This window comes from Legionella cherrii, assembly GCF_900635815.1.
Taxonomy (GTDB): domain Bacteria; phylum Pseudomonadota; class Gammaproteobacteria; order Legionellales; family Legionellaceae; genus Legionella; species Legionella cherrii.
This window is the reverse complement of sequence record NZ_LR134173.1, coordinates 1,840,894-1,860,548: the sequence shown is the minus strand read 5'-3', so window position 1 is coordinate 1,860,548 and position 19,655 is coordinate 1,840,894. Positions and strand designations below refer to the sequence as shown.

Genomic DNA, 19,655 nt, shown 5'->3' with positions numbered 1-19,655 from the left:
TTATTAAAGCACTTTGGCTTCATGCTGTAATTTATCCAATAACTCAGTCACTGATTCAACTTTCACTCCAGCACTGCGAACTGCAGGTGCAGTAACTTTTAATATCTCAACATGTTTTTTAAGTGACAATCCAAGGCTATCTAATTCTAAAACATCCAAAGGTTTCTTTTTGGCTTTCATAATATTGGGTAGGCTGGCATATCGTGGCTCATTTAAACGTAAATCCGTACTCACTACAGCTGGCAAATGCACGCTGATTGTTTCGAGTCCGCCATCAATCTCACGAGTTACCTCAAGGTGGTCCGCATGTGCTTCAATTTTGGAAGCATAGGTAGCCTGTGACCAATTTAATAGGGCAGCTAACATTTGTGGGGTTTGATTATTATCCCCATCAATAGCTTGTTTACCCATCAATACTAAATCAGGCTTTTCATCATCGACAATCTTTTTTAATATTTTGGCGATATTAAGGCTTTCCAATGACTCGTGGGTTTGAACCAATATTCCTTTATCTACCCCTAAGGCCAAAGCATGTCTTAGAGTTTCCTGTGAGCTGTCGCCGCCGATACTCACTGCAATCACTTCGGTCGCCCAATTTTTTTCGCGTAAACGTAACGCTTCCTCTACAGCAATTTCATCAAATGGATTCATTGCCATTTTAATATTTTGTGTTTCAACTCCGGAATGGTCCGACTTGACCCGAATTTTCACATAAGGATCGATTACACGCTTCACTGCCACGAGAATTTTCATAATTCCTCACTGGATAATCAAAACAAACGCATCTTGCCAGAGATACTGTGCCAAATTCAAGTGGGTATTTCTATTTAAGCTGAATTTGATCCCTTCATCGTTGCTGAGATAACGATTAAAAGTTGAGTCTACTGGCGGTAAAAATATATTCATTATAAAAAAATTAGGACTTACTTAAAGCAGGCTGCATCTCAAAATTATCTTGAAGCAGACTAATTACACGTTCCGCTCTATCGACAGCTAAAGCAGTTTTTCCTCCCTCAGTATAAACATTAGGTTTTTTTTTAACTTTTTCTAATGCCTCATGTGCCTTCGCTATTTTTTGTTCAACCAATAAGTCATCATCTTTATCCAATACACGCATAGTGAGCAAAAACGAGTCTAAGGCTCGATACTTCTCTCCTCCGGCCCTCCAATTTCTAAAAAATTGTTGTTCCAATAATCCGAGATAGGATTCGATAGGTGCTGCGATCATTTTTAATTGTGGTGTTTTAAAATTATCGCTGATACTTTGATTTTGGCTGGCAAGAATTAATTCCCGACATAAGTTTTCATCTGCCATTGTGCCATCAAATTGATCTTCAGAAGAAGAAATTAGTGGGGTCAAAAGACTAGAACCTATATGCAAACTCATCTCATAACACTGTCGTGATGCCCAAAAGGTCATTTCAACGAGGCGTACCAATAAAGTTGTCGTAGCCGTAGCCGAGACCATAGTAATTTTTTGCAAGGTACTGCCAAGACTCTGTAATTCTTTTGAATTGCTACTCTCCATATATTGTCCGCTCTTCAATAAAGCAAAATAAAGTGCGTAAACAGCAAATAGTTCTTCAGCAAAAACAAAGGTACCAAAACTGATGAAAACCATCGGTAAAAATGAAATTAACGCCCGTACGCCTTTGGGTTTTATCTTACCTACTTCATCAAAATAACCCGTAGATTGATCGAACAAACCCAAAAGGCCCACGTATAAATTACGTTCAGTAAATGTTCTGGAAGTATTTTTTAAGTGTTCTAACCATTTTTTAAGATCTTCTCGACTTGAAATGTCTTCAAATTTAAGCGGTTTAAAATCCTGAGGAGACATTAATTTCTCATAGCAGAGACTTAATGTTTTAAAACAAGCCCCATCGTTACGATTTTCAGATAAATTCTTTTCGAGCCATTTAGCTTCTGGACAGAATTTTGATATAAGATCCGGATGAAAAAACAAAGATAAATTTTTATAATTTTTTTTGATTTTTGCTTTTTCTGGGCCCTCTTTTAGCAATAATTTATTAATTAACTTAATAAAATCAGCATCCAGACGTAAAAGGGCCTCTTGATTCAAATCACTGATATAACATTTGTTTTCTTCATCAAAACTGGCATAAACACTAACCAGAGTTTTTAATTCAGTCTCTATAGTCATAACCTCTCCCTAGATTGGCTAGGATCGATACCGGTAAAAACTCAGTCAACTTCGAGATCTGGGATCCCGAGTTATCAAACAGTACAATCCATCTTTTTAAACCAATTTTTCCGTTTAAGATATTCTGTAAAAAAGCCAACAACCAACAGAGTAATATAAAATGCGCTCATCACATCACTCAAATAATGAAAACATAGCAAGACTCTAGATGCCACAACGAATAGCGCAATAACAAGTAAAACATAAAAATATCGAGAAAAGACTGTACCCAATCCCGCGGCCAAACTAATAACTGTCGTTGTATGTCCTGAAGGTAAAGACCAATAGTTTGAACTTAATTTAAACCAATAAAAACCAAATTCATTACTTGAAAATAATAACTCAGGACGAGCTCGGCTTAATGTAACTTTTAAAATCAAACACACTAAATTGGCTAAAAATACACAACCTAACAGATACCAAGATCGCGCTTCATATACAGCATTCACTTGAATATATCGGAAATACAATCCCGCAATAAGAAACAAAATGATATAAGCAACCCATTTTCCTAAAGCAGTCAGTAGTTCTAAAAATGGCAGCTTGGTTCCAAGAGCTAATTGATAAAAGTAAGTTGCCACAGCTTTATCTACAAAATGATAGGCCAAAATAACCAAAATTGCATAAATAATTATAACCCAGGGTTTTTTCATAAAATGAAATAACGTTTCAAATTGTGTCATCAATCAATCCTTATTTTATTATTCACGTAAATACCAAGGTATTGTAATAACAATCATGCGGGGATCGCGCTCTAAAAATAGCAAAGCACGTAATCCTGGCGCATGAATATTATGTAATAAGTACTCATACCATTTAGGTTCTACTAACTCAGGTATAATAAGAGCAATCAGTCTATTTTTCCTCTCTTTTCTCACCTTATTCACAAAATTTAATAATGGTTTATAAATACGGCGATAAGGTGATTTAATGATTTCCAGTTTAGGAATCCCCTTATCCGTCTTTCTGGCAGGTATTTCAATTTTTTCATGCCAAAGCTGCTGCAGGCGCTCCACATCATCATATCCTGCATCAATATAAACAGCCGTAATATCATCTGAGAGCAACATTCCAAATTGAATTGCTTTTTCTGCGATTAAATCCACACCATGAATTGGAATAATGACAACAGGAGGTTTTAGAGAAAGAGAATCTATTTTGATTGGATTTTCAATTTCCTGAGCAATTCGTTCGTAATGATGTTTAATCCGGTGCATTAATAAAGCAAGCACAGGGGCAAGAACAACAATTATCCAAGCACCTTGGATAAATTTTGTAACAATAATAATAAAAAGTGCAATGCCAGTAACTACAGCCCCCAATGCATTGATGACTAATTTGTATCGTACTTTTCGATTTTCCTGACGTAACCAATAGACTACCATCCCAGTCTGGGAAAAAAGAAAGGCACTAAAGGCACCCACAGCAAATAATGGAATCAGATTATTCGTAATTCCTTTAAAAGCAATCAGAATGATTCCAGAAAAAAAGGCCAAAATAATAATTCCGACAGAGAACACCAAACGTCTACCTCGCTCAGCAAAAAAATGAGGTAAATAATTATCCTCAGCAAGGAAGCGACATACCCTCGGAAAAGCTGAAAAACTGGTTTGCGCTGAATAGGCAAGAACAGTAAAAATACTGGCAATCGAAATATAGTAAAAAACACCCTTACCTGTAGACGCTTCAACGAGTTGGGACAGTATGGTTCGATACCCAGGTTTATTCTGATCCATGGCTACAATATGATAAGCTGGGCAAAGATAGCCAATGAAGATTAAAAATAGAGCGAGCGTGCCAACAATTAGAGTCAATGTCCATTGTGCATTTCGAATAGTCGGTTTACGAAACAACGGCACTGCATTACTGACTGCTTCTACTCCTGTCATCGCGGTTAAACCATTAGCGAAAGCAGTTAGCAACATCCACAAGGTTAATGTTTCAGTCAAGTTTGTTTGATTTTGTGTTAAGTCTTGTAGAGGTTGTGGATGTCCGCCATGAGTCCAAACATCGACTAATCCTACAAACAGCGCTATTAACATACACAATATAAAAACAAATACTGGAACAACTAAAAGTCTTCCCGTTTCACGGATTCCACGTAAATTGATTACCGTAAGCATGAGTAAAATGACAAGACACAATGTAAGTGTATAAGGTTGCAAAGCAGGAATTGCCGAAACTATGGCACCAACGCCCGCTGATATACCGACGGTAACATTTAATAAATAATCAAGTATTAAGGAAATCGCAGCTCCAACACCATATTTTTTACCTAAATTGTCACTGGCAACAATGTAAGCCCCTCCTCCTTGGGGATATGCCGCTGTTGTTTGTAAATATGAAAAATACAAAGACATAAGCACAAGAACGACTAATAGGCAAATAGTAAAAAAATGCTGCAACCCGATTACCCCTGCCGGCAATAGAACGGCTAACGCTGCTTCGGGACCATAAGCTGTTGAAGACAATGCATCTAATCCGAGGGCTGGAACCCCTGTGAATACCGACAGCTCTTGCCTTTTCCTGGATCTTAAAGAGAGCGGTTTTCCTAAGATTTTATCAATTATTGACATGTCCCTATAGCCACAGAATTTTTCATCTATTGTAGCTATTCAATAAAACTTAATAAAGATCTCTTCCACCGAGTAATCCGCGAAGATTTGTTGATAAAAGTAAAAAATATGAACCCTTTGATTTGTTGACAATAAGATCAAAAAGAACAACAATTCGACTTCAAATTTTAATTTGGGAAATAGATTATTATGGATTTAACAAAGCGGTCCATTGGCTCAATCAAAGGGTTAATTTTTACATTATTAGTCATCCAGAGTGCTTTTGCTGAGGATATTACGGTTGTTGGAACATTACAGCAGACTATAAAACAAGGGAACGCAAGTGTGTTGCAAGATGCTCCTGTAAAAGATGAAAAAATCATTCAATTACTGCACGTGCAGTTATCAGACGAAGCCAAAAATCTTCTGAGCAACAATGCTAAAAATGCTTTGGAACATACGCATCAATTTGCCTATACCTCATCCAATAGCTCACCGATGCCCAATAATATTAAACTGGGTATGAATAATGTGCCTGTATTGGATCAAGGAATACATGGAACCTGTGTGACATTTGCAGTAACTGCCGCACTTGATGCCACGATGAACAAAGGTGATTATATTAGCCAATTGTGTAACTTACAGTTAGGCAGTTATTTGGAAAGCTACGGTTACGGTCCAAGTGGCTGGGATGGAAGTTATGCAAATTACGTGATAGCCCAAATGGAATATTATGGAATCGTTAATAAGGTCAAACAACTAAAATTTGGTTGCGGCGGCCTAACCCAATATCCCACATACTCAGAACATGATCCTGAGTCTTTTATGGCACCTGAAAAATTTAGTTCACTCAGTGAACCTATTTTGGGGAAAGAGGTTAATTGGTCTGATCTATACCAAAGAAATGCTCCTGAGAAAAATTTAAACAGTGTCAAACAGGCGCTGAATGCTGGTGATAGATTGGCTTTTGCAGTACTTCTTCCACGTACTGATTTAGGGTTTGTTGGAGCAGTTGCTAAATATAAGACCTGGATCTACAAAGATACATGGGTATTAACTCCAGAAATTTTAGCAGGTGTCGACACAGTAGAATCGGCTCATGAAATGGTCATTACCGGGTATGATGATGATGCGGTTGCAGTTGATAATAACGGAGTAAAGCATAAAGGATTATTGTTCTTACGCAACTCATGGGGAACCTCGGTAGGAGATTATGGCGAATTCTATATGTCTTATGATTATTTTAAATTATTAGCTTATGATATAACCCGATTTTCTCGAGCTTCGATATAGCCGAGAAACAATGAAAAAATTTTCAAATGTCGTCTGGGTGAAGAACCACTGACCTTAAGTTAGAGAAAATCACCCGCCGTCTCGGGGCTTAAGATTAAAAATCTAAACTTAATGGCAGTACGCTTTACCCAGGCTATAGTTGCAGACGATAAAACTCAATCGCATTAGTTAATAAAATTTTTTTTGCCATGCGCTCATCAAATGCATCCAAAATAAGGGTAATGTCTTCTTTTTTAAAAGGCTGTGGCGCACGTGTTGAGGGAAGATCAGTACCAAACATCAAAGCGTCAGGATTAATCGAAGCAATCATTTTTAAAATTTTAGCCACATCAAAATCAACTCGCCCAAATCCAGATGCTTTGACTTTGACGCCTTGCTCTACAAGGCTAAATAATTCAGAAAGTCCTCTTTTGGACAGCCCTATATGGTCAATACTCAGAACAGGTAAACGAAGTAAGAGATCGGTTAATCCAGTAAGCTCTGTAGAATCGACATATAATTCAACATGCCAGTGAGCGATCTCATAAACTCGATGCGCCATGTCCTTTAAATGTTCGATTGTTTCTGAACCACCACGTTTTAGATTAAATCGTATACCGCGAATCCCTTGTTCATTTAATTCAATAATTTGTTCATCGCTTACTGACGCAGGTAATTGGGTCACTCCAACAAAATTTGGACCTAAGGTTTGCAAAGCATGAACGAGATAGGTTTGGTCAAACGCTTGAAAAGAACCAGATACAACAGCCCCTCCAACAATATGCAACGGGTTTGCAATTTCAAGGTAATCAGTAACAGTAAATGCATTAGGTAGATAGGAGTGGTTAGCAACCAGGGGAAAACGATAATCGATAATATGGAAATGTGCATCAAATACGTTAATCATTGATGTTCTATTTTGGGAATGAACTTTATTTTAGTTTAAACTTTTGTACGTAATAGTCTAGATGCTTTGTAGCTCGGAGCGAACTCATCACCAGATCCTCGCTTCCACAATGCCACAACCGCACTACGCAAAACGTTTAACAAACACCTCTTCTGCAACAGGAACCTGCACTGGCAATTGAGTTTTCGCATTTTCAGCAAAGAATCGGTGGTTTTTCGCATCGGAGTTCATCGAGGTCAAGGTATCCTCTTTGAAGGATTCAATCAAACTCGGAGTATCCCTATATCCACCCAAACAATATTTATCCCATTGACCATCCAGTTCCATTTCAATAAAACAATGATCCGGGTTGCCTACAATAGAAACAGGAACTTCAGGATACAAACGTTGCATTTCCTCTTTAAAGGCAATAGCTCTTAAACGACAACTTCCAACAGCCAATCCTCTGGCCTCATCAAGATATTCATTGCCATTATGAACTTTGGCATTTCTTAATTTTCCATGATCTTTGCCAAACTTAAGGTACTTCATTAATAAGCGATGTATCTCTTGATGCTCTGGATGAGCGGTTAATGTATTAAAAACAGGATGTGCTCGATACTGCTTGGGCATCCGTAACAAAAAATTGATTTTGGCTTCCCTAGGCTCTGTAGTTGGTTTCAGTAAGCGAATGTAGTGCAAACGATTTTCTTTAGAGTACTTTATTTCAAAATCATCTCTTTTTAATCCGTTAATGGCAATATCTAACAAGGTTTCAGCAGGATGCACAGAAGGAAATGGCTGCCAATCAGAAGTCAAACTTAATCTTTTTTTTCCTTTTAAGAGAACCAGATTTGCTTCATCCTTCCTTTTTTTGATGAGTTCTTCACTTAATCCCTCGGGGTGAAACTCATAGTCACAATCAGCCAGGTTTTCAGTGGCATTCATTCCTACTAATTCATAATATTGGAATGGAGAGGATGGGTTTTCGTTAATCACCAAATCGGAATAGACCTCATCACGATAATACTTAGTGGAAGGTGTAAAAGTCAGTAAATCAACGGGTTTAAATATTGGCTTTCTATATCGTGGTTGCGTCACAAAAGCCTTAGTATCAACACCACTTTGATATGTTTTATGCTTTATATCGTTTAATGTTGCAATTCGCTTTTTCAGTTCTTGCAATTTAAGTTGTTCATTTTCATCCTGAGTATTGGCGATTTCAATATCAATGAGTGCAAGCTTCGTTTGATTCAAATGATACTCATCCTGTTTCGAAGAAAATATTGACGCGACATTAAGATGAGCTTCAATGGATTGATGATCATCTGCTAGTTTTTGACAAACTTTATAATCAAGAAAGTGGACTTGAGCAGTATTCAGCTGCTGATACTCTGCTTGCTTAAGCACGGCAGCTCGTGTTGCCGGTTTTAATTTAGAAGCCAGCAAGTCATCAAAATCCTCTCCATTAATCGCACTTTTTAAGGACTCTTTGTTCATTTTGACTAATTGGCCATTTTCCCAGGTATATAAAGCATGTCCTTTAGCAATTAATTGGTTCATATACTGTAGCAACTGTGCACGCTTATCTGTTGGCCAGCTGGCAAAAGACCAATCAGAAAAAATATAAATCTGACCTGTAGGCAATGGTTCTTGCACTACCTCTTCTGGAATTTCTTCTTGCGATATGATTGAAGGATGCGTTTTTAGCTTCTCTACTGCCTCCCGGATATCTCCATCAAAAATACCCTGAGTACGCAAAAATGCCCGTACATTGGAATAAGCAGTTGATGGAAACCATTCCCCCAGGAGGCCTGTCTTTTTTTGCAGGGTAGGTAGTACCGTTGCAATAAGCTCTAGAGCAATATCAACCTGTAACTCAACACAATAAGCCTGATATTTGGGATTACGAAAAGGCAACAGAAGGGTTTTCAAATCACTCGCTTTTTCTCTATCCGTCTGATTGATCCACCATTTGGATTCAATGCGCTGAATTTCCTTATCTACCGTTGCGAGTAAGGTGCTCATCAATTTTTTGCCTGATACAGGTAAAATTTGTAATTTAAATGGGGGGATAAATTGTTCTTGTGCTGCAATCATCTCTTCAAGATCATCGAACTGATCCTGTGATTCTTTTTCAGGTCGCGTTTTACTTTTTGTTGCTTCACGAAGACCTGCTTCCAAAGTTTTTGGTAAAACATATCTTCCTCGGTGTACAAGATCGGGATTAACCTGGTTTAAAACTTGCATTACGTTACTTGAACAAAAGGTTGCATCCGAAGGAGCAAGGTGTTCTCTGTCTTGTTGATCCTGCTTATTTGACCATTGAAACAACGATTTGAGCACGGCCCAGAAACTGGTACGGCTTTTTCCTTGCTCATGAAATCGTTTGGTCACTTCAACTTGTTGCTGATAAGCACTTAGAAATTGTTGCCGTTGTTTCGTGTCAGTATGCTTAAATACTAAAAGACTTGAATTCACCACTGGAAGAATTTCTGCTTGTCCTGAGGCTCGCCAGAATACTAGCACTAACTGAATCAGTCTCTCTTTATTCTCTTTGGATGCAGCAAGGAATTGTTCAATTAATTGTTCAGGATCCTCACTTCCAGTCATCTTAGCAGCCAATTTCCTCATCCACATAGTACCGCGTGAAAGGGCTTCCTTTATTTGGATTGAGGTGAATTCTTTATCACAATACTTTAGAAGGAGTGTGGTTAATTCCTCTATGGTTTTTTCTTGAAGTTTTGCACTAAAAGTTTCAGTGGTTACAGATAGCTGTCGTTCGTAATTATGACAAATGACACCATATTTATTTTTACCGGTACAAACAAATACTGTAACTACTTCTCTATGTCCATGTTTGTTGCCCGGGGTCGTTAGTGATTGAGCGGCCTGTTTAAAGCGTATAAAAGGTTTACTGCTGTTTGAGACCACAAACACAATATCGCCTGGCTCAATAGCGCAATCCTGCATCACTAACATGACCGCTCTCCTAAGATTTAATTATCAGTGATAGTGATGATGAGAGCCATAACCCGGAGTTGATACTATTACTTCAGATCGATGGTGATGATGGTGGTGGTGTTGACCCTCTTCACAGGTGGCGCTGGTTATGATCAATGACGAGAGAATCGCGAGTAAGTCATCATCGCCGGCCTGCTCTAATCCTTTGCTAATTTCCTCGATTTTACTCGGTTCAAAATCCAGCTCTTTGAGTCGAGATGCTAAATCTCCTGGTTTAGAAAAAGTATGGATACCCACTTCCGCTGCATGTGCTCTGAGTAAAGGTAAATATGCCTCTTTTTTAGCTTGTAAATCTGATGAGCTTGGTGATGTTCCTTTAATCATATTATATCTTTTCACAACGTCATCAATATATTGAATTGCATCCTCATTGCCTTTCAGTTGGCCCTCATTACTTTTTTGAATTAAGCCTTCATATCGAGCTTGAAAATCATATTTGTTACCTAAGGCATTTTTCACTTCCGGCGTTAATTTTTTTAATGTTGGCATTTTGTCTCCTAGACTAGTTAAATTTCGGACAGAATATTATCACGGGCAGATCAAGCAATCAACTTTCTGACTTCAATTTAATCAGTAACTTAAGGAAAATATTTTGATGCATGCAAATTCGAAAATTGATTTAAAAATGAGGTATATAAGCTAAGATGAATATTTTGATATCTTTCCATACTTGTTATTGAAAGCCACTATTCGATAGAATCAGAATATCTTTATTACAGGTTTTTTTTAATGATAGAATTTACTTTGATCCAAAAAATATGTATTTGGGCTCTTCCCATTTTACTCGCCATCACCCTGCATGAAGCGGCTCATGCTTATGTCGCCTATCGTTGTGGCGACACAACTGCAAAAATGTTTGGTCGTTTAAGTTTAAATCCTCTTCGACATATTGATCCAATAGGCACAGTATTTATACCTTTATTGGTTGGTATTTTAACTCAATTTAACTTTGTAATTGGTTACGCAAAACCTGTCCCCATTAATTGGAACCAATTTCGTCATCCTCGGCGAGATATGATCCTGGTAACACTTGCCGGACCTTTTTCAAACATTTTAATGGCTTTTTTATGGGCTGCCTGTGATAAAATTGCTCTAATCTTAAACCCCAACACCTCGATGGCGGTACTCTTTCTTTATGCTACTGCACAAGCTGGAGTATTCATTAATTTGATTTTAGCTGCATTAAATATTCTCCCTATCCCACCACTTGATGGCAGTCGAGTAGTCATGAGTCTTTTACCTCCCAGACAAGCTATTGCCTATGCAAAAATTGAACCTTACGGTTTTTTTATCTTAATCCTTTTAGTATTTACTGGGGTTCTTGGTATGATATTGACTCCACTGATTAATCTGGGACTAATCACCCTAAGTGCCATTTTTCAAATATGAATGGATAGTAGACAAAATGATATAGAAGCAGTGTGGTAATACTCATATCCCTACACACTGTTTTTGCAGCTAACGGATAAAAAAAGAAGAGGTACGTTTTTTGATGCGGAGTAAGCAATGACTATAAATATTCTTGCTGATGCCTCTCTTCCGGGGTTGGAGCGAGCTTTTCCCAAACCCTTTCATTTAACGAAATATCATCATCCTGAGGAAGTGAATCAATTACTTGCTGGGAAAGATGTGCTCTTATGCCGTGCTACGCTAAAAGTAAATCAGTCGTTATTAAAAAATCATTCGGTGCGTTATGTTGCTACAGCGAGCAGCGGTACCGATCATCTCGATCATCTTTGGCTTAATTCCCAAAACATTCAAATAATCGATGCTAAAGGCTCTAATGCACGAGCGGTTGCTGATTATGTTGTTGCCTGTCTTGCCGTATTAAAACAACAACATCTTATACATGGAAATACTGCCGGTATTATTGGTCTTGGAAAGGTAGGTTCTCAGGTGGCTGCTCGTTTTCAGGCAGCTGGTTTTCGAATTCTCAGCTATGATCCACCTAAAGCTGCACGTGAGCACTTTCATAGTTGCAGTTTAGAAGAATTATATCAGGCTGACCTCTTATGCATCCATGCAGAATTACACCATAATCCACCCTATCCAAGTGCCAATTTAATTAATCTGGATTTTTTTAACCACTTAAAACCAGGCTGCATCATTATCAATGCGGCACGTGGTGGAATTGTCAATGAAGAAGATCTCCTTCGCGCCTCACAACCACTTATTTATTGTACTGATGTATACCTCAATGAGCCTGAGATAGACAAACGCATTATTGATAAAGCCACCATTTGTACACCTCATATCGCAGGCCACAGTCTCGAAGCAAAATATGCTGCGGTTTCTATGGTCAGCTCAACATTACATAAAATAGCAGGACTACCTCTTCCACAATTTGCAGCACCTGAGTTACCTCAGAGCTTAAATTTGGAAAAAAATGAACTCTGGTACGAATCGATATTGACTATTTACAACCCTCTTAAAGAAACATTTTTCTTAAAACAGGCTTTAGATCAAAAAAGCGCCTTCTTAAATTTGCGGAAACAGCATCAAATGCGTCATGATTTTTCTCGGTATCCTATACCATCGATTATGGACAATGAAACCAAGTTATTGCTTGGAAAGTGAAAAATAAGGCAATAAATATCACTAATTAGTGACTTCATAGGTACGGATAAATCTAAAAATTGTCCATTGTAAATTATGAAATCAAATGATACTCTTTTTGCGATTTTTAAAAAAAACAAAGGAGTATGTGTTATGTCTTTAGGAGTAAAATTATCTACTTTTGCAGCAGCATTAGTTCTGGCTGGGTCTGCTTTTGCAATTGATGCAAGTTGTCCTGATCTGAGTGCTCTTCAGGCAGAAGGAATCTCCATGGCTGAGCAAATTGGTAATGACTATTACATCGGTTATTCAATGAGTAACTTCGGTTCATCTGCTGAATGGGGTTTTGCTATTGGACCAGTACAAGCTGATGCAGATGAAGATGCTGTAGATGCTTCAAATCAAATTCTAAATAATATGACTACTCCTGGATTTCCTTTGGAACTCGATGAAAATGTATTAGTTTGTTTATATGATACAGGCAATCCTTATGTTTATTCTATTGCTGTTAGAGGTTATGCAATTAGTCCAATGAAGTTAAAGCAATACTTGTTAAAAGCCCACAAGTAAAATCACCAACGCGGTACCTCTCCAGGTTCGATAGGTGAATTGAACCTGGAGTAAATTGGAATAATTGGATTTAATAAGGAGTAAACTATGTCTTTAAGAGCAAAATTAACCACTTTAGCAGCTGCTTTAGTTCTTACCGGATCTGCTTTTGCAGAGGAAGCAGTTTGCCCTAAACTCAATGAGATTCAGTCAGTAGGAATCGAAATGGCTTCCCAACTGGCTTATAATTATTTTATTGGTTATTCAATCAATAACTACAACACCTCTTCAAGCTGGGGATTTGCTATTGGCCCTGTAGAAGCAGAATCTGAAGAAGAAACCATCGAGATAACTAACGACATTTTAGACCAGTTGACTGCGCAAGGAATTCCCGAGCATGGTAAAAACGGTGAGTTAGTGTGCTTCTACGAAACAGGTGATCCCAATCTTTTTGCAATCGCAATTAAAGACTATGTAGATATGTCACCAATGAAGTTTAAGCAATACATCCACAAACACTAAGAAAACTTAGGCTGGGCTGTTAAGCCCAGCGCTGGTGAGTTAATTTTTAATTAATCCGACAATGTTAAATTCTGGGCTTTACAATCTACGGTTTCTATAGTACCCATTTAGGTTTTTATATTTATTTTTGGATTAATCTTTTCACTACATCCTGATCCGAAAAAGTATGTTTTACCTTACCAATTTGCTGATAAGCCTCATGCCCTTTCCCTGCAATCAAAATGACATCATGCTCATCTGCCTCATTTAAGGCATATGCAATTGCTTCTTCACGATTAAGGAGTTGAATGACATTTGATGGGTTTGAAATTCCATCTGCTATCTCATTGACTATTACTTGTGGATCTTCTGTGCGCGGATTATCACTGGTAATTACAATTTGATCTGCAAGTTTACTCGCAACCCTGCCCATCACAGGTCTTTTAGTTTTATCCCGATCTCCCCCGCAGCCAAATACAACCCACAAACGTCCTTTTTTTAATTGATTTAAGGTAGTTAAAGCATTCTCCAAAGCATCTGGAGTATGTGCGTAATCCACAAGGACATAAGGTGCATTCGCAACAATTTCCATGCGGCCTGGAGCAGCTTTTAATTGCGCCATGACGTCAATTATTTGTTTAGGTGCATAATCAGAAGCTAATAAGCTGCTCCATATGGCTAAACTATTATATATATTAAATTGTCCTAGAGCTTTTATCCTTAATTGATGCTGTCCCCAAGGAGAATGCACTTCAATTTCAGTACCATTAATATCCATAGACCAATTTACCGCTTTTACATCACAATCGTGTTGAATTCCATAGGTCAACTTTTTAACATGTGGCCTGAGCGCCGCTGCCATTCTTTGTTGATAGGCATCATCTTGATTAATTATCGCCCATTGCAATGACTCTCTAGCAAATAACAGTGCTTTTGCCATTGCATAATTTTCCATGTTGAGATGAAAGTCCAAATGATCCAGGGTTAGATTGGTAAATACAGCCTGTTTAAACTCAACAGCATCGACACGATGTTGTGCCAACGCATGAGAAGACACTTCCATACAAACCTGTCTTATACCTTGATTTTTGTATTGGTTTAATAATTTTTGCAAACAAAGGGAGTCCGGTGTTGTGTTATCCAAAAGTTGAAGTTTATTTACATTACCTTGACCAATAGTGCCAATATATGCAGCTCCCTGCCCCAGTAAATGATGGGCCTGAGCTAATTGATAAGCAATCGTTGTTTTACCATTAGTTCCGGTTACGCCAGTTATTGACAGAAAACGACCCGGATCCTCATAAAACAGTTTTGCAATTATTGCGAGTTGTGTCGCTAATTCAGGAACAGGAATACATGGGATTGTCTCAGGTAAAACGCAACCCGCGGGAAAATGAGCAGGATCATAGGCAATCGCAACTGCACCTGCTGACACGGCTTTATCTATAAATAATCGACCATCAGCGGCTGCCCCAGGATAAGCAATAAATAAATCACCTGGCTGGATGCGACGGCTGTCATTTTCAAGACCAGTAATAGTACAATCCGATTTTATATGAGGCATCCATGGTTTTAATAATTGTGAAAGTTTCATCACTATTCCTAATTGTTCTAAAGTAGCCTACATTACAATCTTATCCCAAGATCAAATCACCCAACCAACTCATCAGTAGGTATATTAAATAATCGCAAGGCTCCCGACATGACTTTAGCAAACAAAGGAGCGGCAACTGCTGCAGCATAATAACCCTTACGAGAAGGTTCATGAATGATTACAACGACAACAAATTTGGGTTTTGAAACTGGAGCAATACCTATAAAACTCGCAGTATATCTTCTATCTTTGTAACCATCTTTTCCTGCTACACGCGCTGTTCCTGTTTTACCTGCTACTCGATAACCTGGTACCCTTGCTGCTCTCCCGGTACCATCTTTACCCAAAACAGCTTCCATCATGGAAAGAACCTGATGCGCTGTCTCTGGTTTCATTACCTGGATACCTGGAGTCGGTGGATCATTATGCAGTAACGTGACAGGAATCAATTTCCCTTGATTTGCAAAAACCATATTGGCTTTCGCGAGCTGCAAAGCAGTAACCGACAAACCATAACCAAAACTCAAAGTAGCTAATACAAAAGGATTCGCATCTTTGACACTAACAATGCCCCCTTCACTTTCGCCTGGATAAGTACTTTCAGTTCTTTGTCCAAAACCACAACGTTGCAACAAGCCAATTAATTGTTCTGGGGGACTTGCTAAAACCATTTTCGTTACCCCAACGTTACTCGAGTGCTGCAAAATACCCGTTACATCCAGAACACCATAATTATGGATATCTCGAACGGTGTGACCATGAACAATCATCCAACTGGGATTCGTGTCAATAATTGTTGTTGGTGAAAACAAACCGGTTTCCAAAGCACTGGCAATACTAAACGTCTTAATCACTGATCCAGGTTCAAATGTATCAGTGACTGCTCTGTTCCTATAAGTATCTTTATCGTAACGTCCACGTGAATTAGGGTTATAAGAAGGAACATTAGCCATCGCTAAAATCTCACCGTTTTCTGTATCAACAACGACTACAGAACCGGATTTTGCGGCAAACTCTTCAACTGTTTTGTTTAATTCACTGTACGCTAAATATTGTAATCGTCGATCAATACTTAAAGCCATATCACGTCCAGGACGTGGTTCTTTGATGACCCCTAACTCTTCGATAATTCGGCCTAAGCGATCTTTAATGACTCTTTTTTTTCCAACAACACCTTTCAACCAATCTTGATATGCAAGCTCTATTCCCTCTAAACCTTGATCATCCACATTAGTGAATCCAATCAATTGAGAGATGCTATCTGAGTCAGGATAATAACGTTTGAATTCTTTCTGAAAATTAACACCAGGGATTTTTAATGTCTTTATTTTTTTAGCTAAAGGAGGCGGTAATTGCCTTTGTAAGTAGAGAAATTCTAATTCTTTATTTTCTGCATCTACTATTTTTTTGCTTAATTGTTTGGGAGTCAAATTCAAGTATTCAGCCAAAGACATAAATTGTTCTTTGTCAGGTGAAAATTCTTTAGGATTAACCCAGACAGATTCCACCGGTGTACTAATTGCCAATGGAGTACCATTCCTATCCATGATCATTCCTCTATGGGCAGGAATATCTACAACACGTAAGCTACGCGCATTACCTTGACCTTGTAGAAATTGTCGATGAAGTACCGTTAAATCAACCATACGCCAAATCAAAACGAGCAAAAGCAGAGAAAAAAAGGAAGATACTACAATCAGTCTATTTAAATGAGTTGAGTTTTTCATGGATATTTATCCATCTGTAGCCTAGGTAAATTAACCGCATCTTCATTAAGTTAAATGAAATCCCGCCCTCCCCATGGAGAGAGATAAAGCTGGAGATTGCCACCATACTCCCCTCATCGCCCTGACAGGCACCTTCTCCCAGGAAGGGAGAAGGGAAATTTCCATTAACTCGATGAAGTGCAGTCCCAAACCCCAGGTTTTATTGCACTAAAATTCCCGGATTACGCCCAGGCTACGTTATTCAAACTAAAAGCCAATGGTACTCGTTTAAAACAAAAACTTCTACTGCTGGGCTTGTAACCAGTAAGTATTTTTAGCGGTTGGTAAAACCATTTGTAATTTTTCGGTAGCCAATTCCTCTACTCGTGCGGGGGTAGCCAGGCTGGCCTGTTCGAGAAGCAACTGTCCCCATTGCAACTGCAAATAGTGTGTTAATTGTTCCTGTTGCTCCACTTTGTTTAAAGTCACTCGATATGAATTGGTACTGTATACCACCGCCAAAGCACTCACTAATACAGCAATTAATAATATAATCAGCATGTATAATGATTTCGACATTTGCATATCTGCCAGTTGACCATTAAATAAAGTCCCTTGATTGATTACTCTCGCTGCAGCATTCATGCTAATTTCTCCCCTATTCTCAATACAGCACTTCGAGCCCTGACGTTCTCTTTTACTTCACTTTCTTGTGGCATAATCGCCTTACCTATTCTTTTAAAATTTGTAATTAATTCTTCATGACGGATAGGTACTTCCGGAGGTGGTTTTTCCCCTTGTTCTTTATCACGCATAAATTGTTTCACGATGCGATCTTCAAGAGAATGAAAGCTAATCACTGCCAATCTACCTTTGGGTGCCAAAACATTGATGCATTGCTCCAAACAACTCTTTAAATCGTTTAGCTCTTGATTGATATGAATTCGTATCGCCTGGAACACACGAGTTGCGGGATGCTTGTGCTTTTCCCATTTTGGATTTGCTTCCTTCACAATTTCCGCTAATTGCAAGGTTGTAGAAATGGGAGCAATACTTCGAGCAGCCACAATCGCCTTTGCAATACGGCCTGCAAAACGCTCTTCTCCGTATAACCTGAACACCGAAGCCATTTCTTCTGCTTCTGCCTCATTAACAAATCGAGCAGCACTCATAGGTTGAGATAGGTCCATGCGCATATCTAATGGCCCTTGCTGCATAAAGCTGAAACCTCTTTCAGGATTATCCAGCTGCGGTGACGACACCCCTAGGTCCAACAAAATGCCATCCACTTTTCCCAACACGTCTGCTTCGCGAGCAAATTCCTCAATTCGTGCAAATGAGCCTTGGAATATATGGAACCTTTTATCTTGACCCAAATGATCTGTGGCATACGCAATTGCATCTATGTCTTTATCTATGGCATACAAACGACCTTCGTCATTTAAATGACGTAAAATTTCTCTACTATGGCCACCTCGACCAAACGTACCATCAAAATAGATGCCACTACTTTTAATGGCCAAGCCTTTTATTGACTCATGAAGTAATACTGATTGATGCATTGCCATTTAATTGTTTCCATTACAAAGAAAACGTTTTCATTTCATCAGGTAACCCACCAGTTCCAGAGCTTTCCTCAGCCAACCACTGTTCACGCCGGGTTTCCCAAAGATCCTTATTCCATACTTCAAATTTATTTCCTTGGCCTATCATCACTACATCTTTTTCCAACTGCGCATAAGTTCTTAAAACTGTAGGTAACAACACCCTTCCATTTGCATCAAGCTCAACATCAGTCGCATGACCAATCAATAGACGCTGAATTCGTCGTGCTGCTGCATTAAAACTGGGTAATTTCTGCAAATTATTTTCAATTATTTGCCATTGACTCGCCGTGTAGAGCAGCAAACATGTTTCCTCGGTGTCGATAGTCACCACCAAAGGCGTTTTTTCTTCAGCACCCAACGCGGAACGATAACGCGTAGGGATAGCTAAGCGCCCTTTAGTATCAATGGTGATGGCATTTATTCCACGAAACATGGCTTTCATTTATGCGGAAGTTTTTTTCCCTCCACAATTCTCCACTTTTTTATTATTTTACCCCACTTTTATACACTATAGAAACACATTTCTCCATGCGTCAAGATAAAAACCCACTTTTTAATTAATTTATTTGGGAATTATAAAATAGATGAACAAAAACAGGGCGTTGTATGGAATTTTTGATCAAAAGCAGTGGTATTAAGGTACAGCTGAGACGACGGGATTGAATACACTTTTATAGTTTCTGTTATTGATTTATTTAAACCAAATGTCTCTGGACAAAAGTAAAGACAAACCGCAAAGATTCAACAAAATTCATTGAACAAGCACTAATGATCTAGGTGAGTTAAATGTAATCATAACAGGTAATTTATATACAAAATCAATAGAGAATAAGATTTAATAAGATAAAGATTTTAAAAAACTACTTTTTGAAGCCGGAGCAAAAAAGTGAGTCAAAACGAAAATCTAACACAAGTTCAACTCCTAACAAAAAAACTCGAAACAATATGGGAATCCCTTGCTGAATGTAACCCATATCAAAACTCTTCAGAGATGGAGCGTGTTAATGAGCGAATTGGCATCGGCCATGTTCCCTATCAAATTACCCAGAAAACTAAGTGGGAAGACAAAATACAGTTATACGAAGTAGTTTTACTCGAATTTAACCAATTAAAAAAACAGTTCACCGAAGCGGTAACAAAGTTATTGCAAGTAGATAATAAGGTACATTCGAGAGAGCAGTAAAAAACTATTATCAAGCTCT

General features: G+C 38.4%; 18 protein-coding genes. 6 read left to right on the top strand and 12 right to left on the bottom strand.

The genetic code is table 11. The features are described from left to right. Positions 1 to 3: 3 nt before the first annotated feature. From EL022_RS07995 to EL022_RS07980, 4 genes are all read right to left on the bottom strand, one after another. Entirely contained in the window at positions 4 to 753 is a 750-nt protein-coding gene (locus tag EL022_RS07995) for an electron transfer flavoprotein subunit beta/FixA family protein (RefSeq protein ID WP_028382189.1), read from the bottom strand. 163 nt (positions 754 to 916) lie between these two features. After that, positions 917 to 2,164: a hypothetical protein gene (locus tag EL022_RS07990; protein WP_028382190.1), complete on the bottom strand. Its 1,248-nt coding sequence runs from the start codon at positions 2,162 to 2,164 to the stop codon at positions 917 to 919. Positions 2,165 to 2,238: 74 nt separating this feature from the next. Continuing rightward, positions 2,239 to 2,886 (bottom strand): phosphatase PAP2 family protein, encoded by a 648-nt coding sequence (locus EL022_RS07985; RefSeq protein ID WP_028382191.1) that lies wholly within the window; start codon positions 2,884 to 2,886, stop codon positions 2,239 to 2,241. A gap of 18 nt (positions 2,887 to 2,904) precedes the next feature. After that, entirely contained in the window at positions 2,905 to 4,779 is a 1,875-nt protein-coding gene (locus EL022_RS07980; RefSeq protein WP_028382192.1) for an APC family permease, read from the bottom strand. A 189-nt stretch (positions 4,780 to 4,968) separates the two neighbouring features. Here EL022_RS07980 and EL022_RS07975 point away from each other — a divergent pair, with 189 nt between their 5' ends. Further along, positions 4,969 to 6,051 carry a C1 family peptidase gene (locus EL022_RS07975; RefSeq protein ID WP_028382193.1) on the top strand — a complete coding sequence of 361 codons (1,083 nt, stop codon included), beginning with the start codon at positions 4,969 to 4,971 and terminating at the stop codon, positions 6,049 to 6,051. 133 nt (positions 6,052 to 6,184) lie between these two features. Here the strand turns inward: EL022_RS07975 and EL022_RS07970 are convergent, their stop codons facing one another. The 3 genes from EL022_RS07970 to EL022_RS07960 all read right to left on the bottom strand — a co-directional run bounded on the left by EL022_RS07970 (position 6,185) and on the right by EL022_RS07960 (position 10,429). Next, positions 6,185 to 6,937, bottom strand: a complete 753-nt coding sequence (locus EL022_RS07970) for an amidohydrolase family protein (protein WP_028382194.1) — start codon at positions 6,935 to 6,937, stop codon at positions 6,185 to 6,187. Between the two features lie 123 nt (positions 6,938 to 7,060). Further along, a complete protein-coding gene (locus tag EL022_RS07965; protein WP_028382195.1) occupies positions 7,061 to 9,898 on the bottom strand; it encodes a hypothetical protein in 2,838 nt (945 codons plus the stop codon). 24 nt (positions 9,899 to 9,922) lie between these two features. After that, entirely contained in the window at positions 9,923 to 10,429 is a 507-nt protein-coding gene (locus EL022_RS07960; protein ID WP_028382196.1) for a hypothetical protein, read from the bottom strand. A gap of 240 nt (positions 10,430 to 10,669) precedes the next feature. Between EL022_RS07960 and EL022_RS07955 the strand changes: the two genes are divergently transcribed. The 4 genes from EL022_RS07955 to EL022_RS07940 all read left to right on the top strand — a co-directional run bounded on the left by EL022_RS07955 (position 10,670) and on the right by EL022_RS07940 (position 13,567). Continuing rightward, on the top strand, positions 10,670 to 11,329 hold the full coding sequence (locus tag EL022_RS07955; protein ID WP_028382197.1) for a site-2 protease family protein: 660 nt from the start codon (positions 10,670 to 10,672) through the stop codon (positions 11,327 to 11,329). Positions 11,330 to 11,452: 123 nt separating this feature from the next. After that, positions 11,453 to 12,517, top strand: a complete 1,065-nt coding sequence (locus EL022_RS07950; protein WP_028382198.1) for a 4-phosphoerythronate dehydrogenase — start codon at positions 11,453 to 11,455, stop codon at positions 12,515 to 12,517. A 132-nt stretch (positions 12,518 to 12,649) separates the two neighbouring features. Then, on the top strand, positions 12,650 to 13,066 hold the full coding sequence (locus tag EL022_RS07945) for a DUF4949 domain-containing protein (protein ID WP_028382199.1): 417 nt from the start codon (positions 12,650 to 12,652) through the stop codon (positions 13,064 to 13,066). Between the two features lie 87 nt (positions 13,067 to 13,153). Continuing rightward, positions 13,154 to 13,567 carry a DUF4949 domain-containing protein gene (locus EL022_RS07940; protein ID WP_028382200.1) on the top strand — a complete coding sequence of 138 codons (414 nt, stop codon included), beginning with the start codon at positions 13,154 to 13,156 and terminating at the stop codon, positions 13,565 to 13,567. A 121-nt stretch (positions 13,568 to 13,688) separates the two neighbouring features. On the opposite strand, the gene EL022_RS07935 is transcribed toward EL022_RS07940, so the two are convergent. The 5 genes from EL022_RS07935 to mraZ all read right to left on the bottom strand — a co-directional run bounded on the left by EL022_RS07935 (position 13,689) and on the right by mraZ (position 18,886). Continuing rightward, positions 13,689 to 15,140: a UDP-N-acetylmuramoyl-L-alanyl-D-glutamate--2,6-diaminopimelate ligase gene (locus EL022_RS07935; protein ID WP_028382201.1), complete on the bottom strand. Its 1,452-nt coding sequence runs from the start codon at positions 15,138 to 15,140 to the stop codon at positions 13,689 to 13,691. Positions 15,141 to 15,196: 56 nt separating this feature from the next. Continuing rightward, complete coding sequence (locus EL022_RS07930; RefSeq protein WP_028382202.1) at positions 15,197 to 16,867, bottom strand: peptidoglycan D,D-transpeptidase FtsI family protein; 1,671 nt, start codon at positions 16,865 to 16,867, stop codon at positions 15,197 to 15,199. Positions 16,868 to 17,149: 282 nt separating this feature from the next. Then, positions 17,150 to 17,491 (bottom strand): cell division protein FtsL, encoded by a 342-nt coding sequence (gene ftsL, locus EL022_RS07925; RefSeq protein WP_028382203.1) that lies wholly within the window; start codon positions 17,489 to 17,491, stop codon positions 17,150 to 17,152. Continuing rightward, complete coding sequence (gene rsmH, locus EL022_RS07920) at positions 17,488 to 18,414, bottom strand: 16S rRNA (cytosine(1402)-N(4))-methyltransferase RsmH (RefSeq protein WP_028382204.1); 927 nt, start codon at positions 18,412 to 18,414, stop codon at positions 17,488 to 17,490. Before rsmH ends, ftsL begins: the two co-directional genes overlap by 4 nt. Before the next feature lie 13 nt (positions 18,415 to 18,427). Further along, entirely contained in the window at positions 18,428 to 18,886 is a 459-nt protein-coding gene (gene mraZ, locus EL022_RS07915; protein ID WP_028382205.1) for a division/cell wall cluster transcriptional repressor MraZ, read from the bottom strand. A gap of 453 nt (positions 18,887 to 19,339) precedes the next feature. On the opposite strand from mraZ, the gene EL022_RS07910 reads away from it, so the two are divergent. Continuing rightward, positions 19,340 to 19,636, top strand: coding sequence for a hypothetical protein (locus EL022_RS07910; protein WP_028382206.1), 297 nt, complete (start codon positions 19,340 to 19,342; stop codon positions 19,634 to 19,636). The last annotated feature ends 19 nt before the right edge of the window (positions 19,637 to 19,655 follow it).

Bases quoted from the DNA above. Each gene is read 5' to 3' on its own strand.
- EL022_RS07960 (WP_028382196.1), bottom strand. From the start codon at position 10,429: ATGCCAACATTAAAAAAATTAACGCCGGAAGTGAAAAATGCCTTAGGT.
- EL022_RS07935 (WP_028382201.1), bottom strand. From the start codon at position 15,140: ATGAAACTTTCACAATTATTAAAACCATGGATGCCTCATATAAAATCG.
- EL022_RS07990 (WP_028382190.1), bottom strand. From the start codon at position 2,164: ATGACTATAGAGACTGAATTAAAAACTCTGGTTAGTGTTTATGCCAGT.
- EL022_RS07940 (WP_028382200.1), top strand. From the start codon at position 13,154: ATGTCTTTAAGAGCAAAATTAACCACTTTAGCAGCTGCTTTAGTTCTT.
- rsmH (WP_028382204.1), bottom strand. From the start codon at position 18,414: ATGGCAATGCATCAATCAGTATTACTTCATGAGTCAATAAAAGGCTTG.
- EL022_RS07930 (WP_028382202.1), bottom strand. From the start codon at position 16,867: ATGAAAAACTCAACTCATTTAAATAGACTGATTGTAGTATCTTCCTTT.
- EL022_RS07955 (WP_028382197.1), top strand. From the start codon at position 10,670: ATGATAGAATTTACTTTGATCCAAAAAATATGTATTTGGGCTCTTCCC.
- EL022_RS07980 (WP_028382192.1), bottom strand. From the start codon at position 4,779: ATGTCAATAATTGATAAAATCTTAGGAAAACCGCTCTCTTTAAGATCC.
- mraZ (WP_028382205.1), bottom strand. From the start codon at position 18,886: ATGTTTCGTGGAATAAATGCCATCACCATTGATACTAAAGGGCGCTTA.
- EL022_RS07965 (WP_028382195.1), bottom strand. From the start codon at position 9,898: ATGTTAGTGATGCAGGATTGCGCTATTGAGCCAGGCGATATTGTGTTT.
- EL022_RS07995 (WP_028382189.1), bottom strand. From the start codon at position 753: ATGAAAATTCTCGTGGCAGTGAAGCGTGTAATCGATCCTTATGTGAAA.
- ftsL (WP_028382203.1), bottom strand. From the start codon at position 17,491: ATGAATGCTGCAGCGAGAGTAATCAATCAAGGGACTTTATTTAATGGT.
- EL022_RS07970 (WP_028382194.1), bottom strand. From the start codon at position 6,937: ATGATTAACGTATTTGATGCACATTTCCATATTATCGATTATCGTTTT.
- EL022_RS07945 (WP_028382199.1), top strand. From the start codon at position 12,650: ATGTCTTTAGGAGTAAAATTATCTACTTTTGCAGCAGCATTAGTTCTG.
- EL022_RS07985 (WP_028382191.1), bottom strand. From the start codon at position 2,886: ATGACACAATTTGAAACGTTATTTCATTTTATGAAAAAACCCTGGGTT.
- EL022_RS07975 (WP_028382193.1), top strand. From the start codon at position 4,969: ATGGATTTAACAAAGCGGTCCATTGGCTCAATCAAAGGGTTAATTTTT.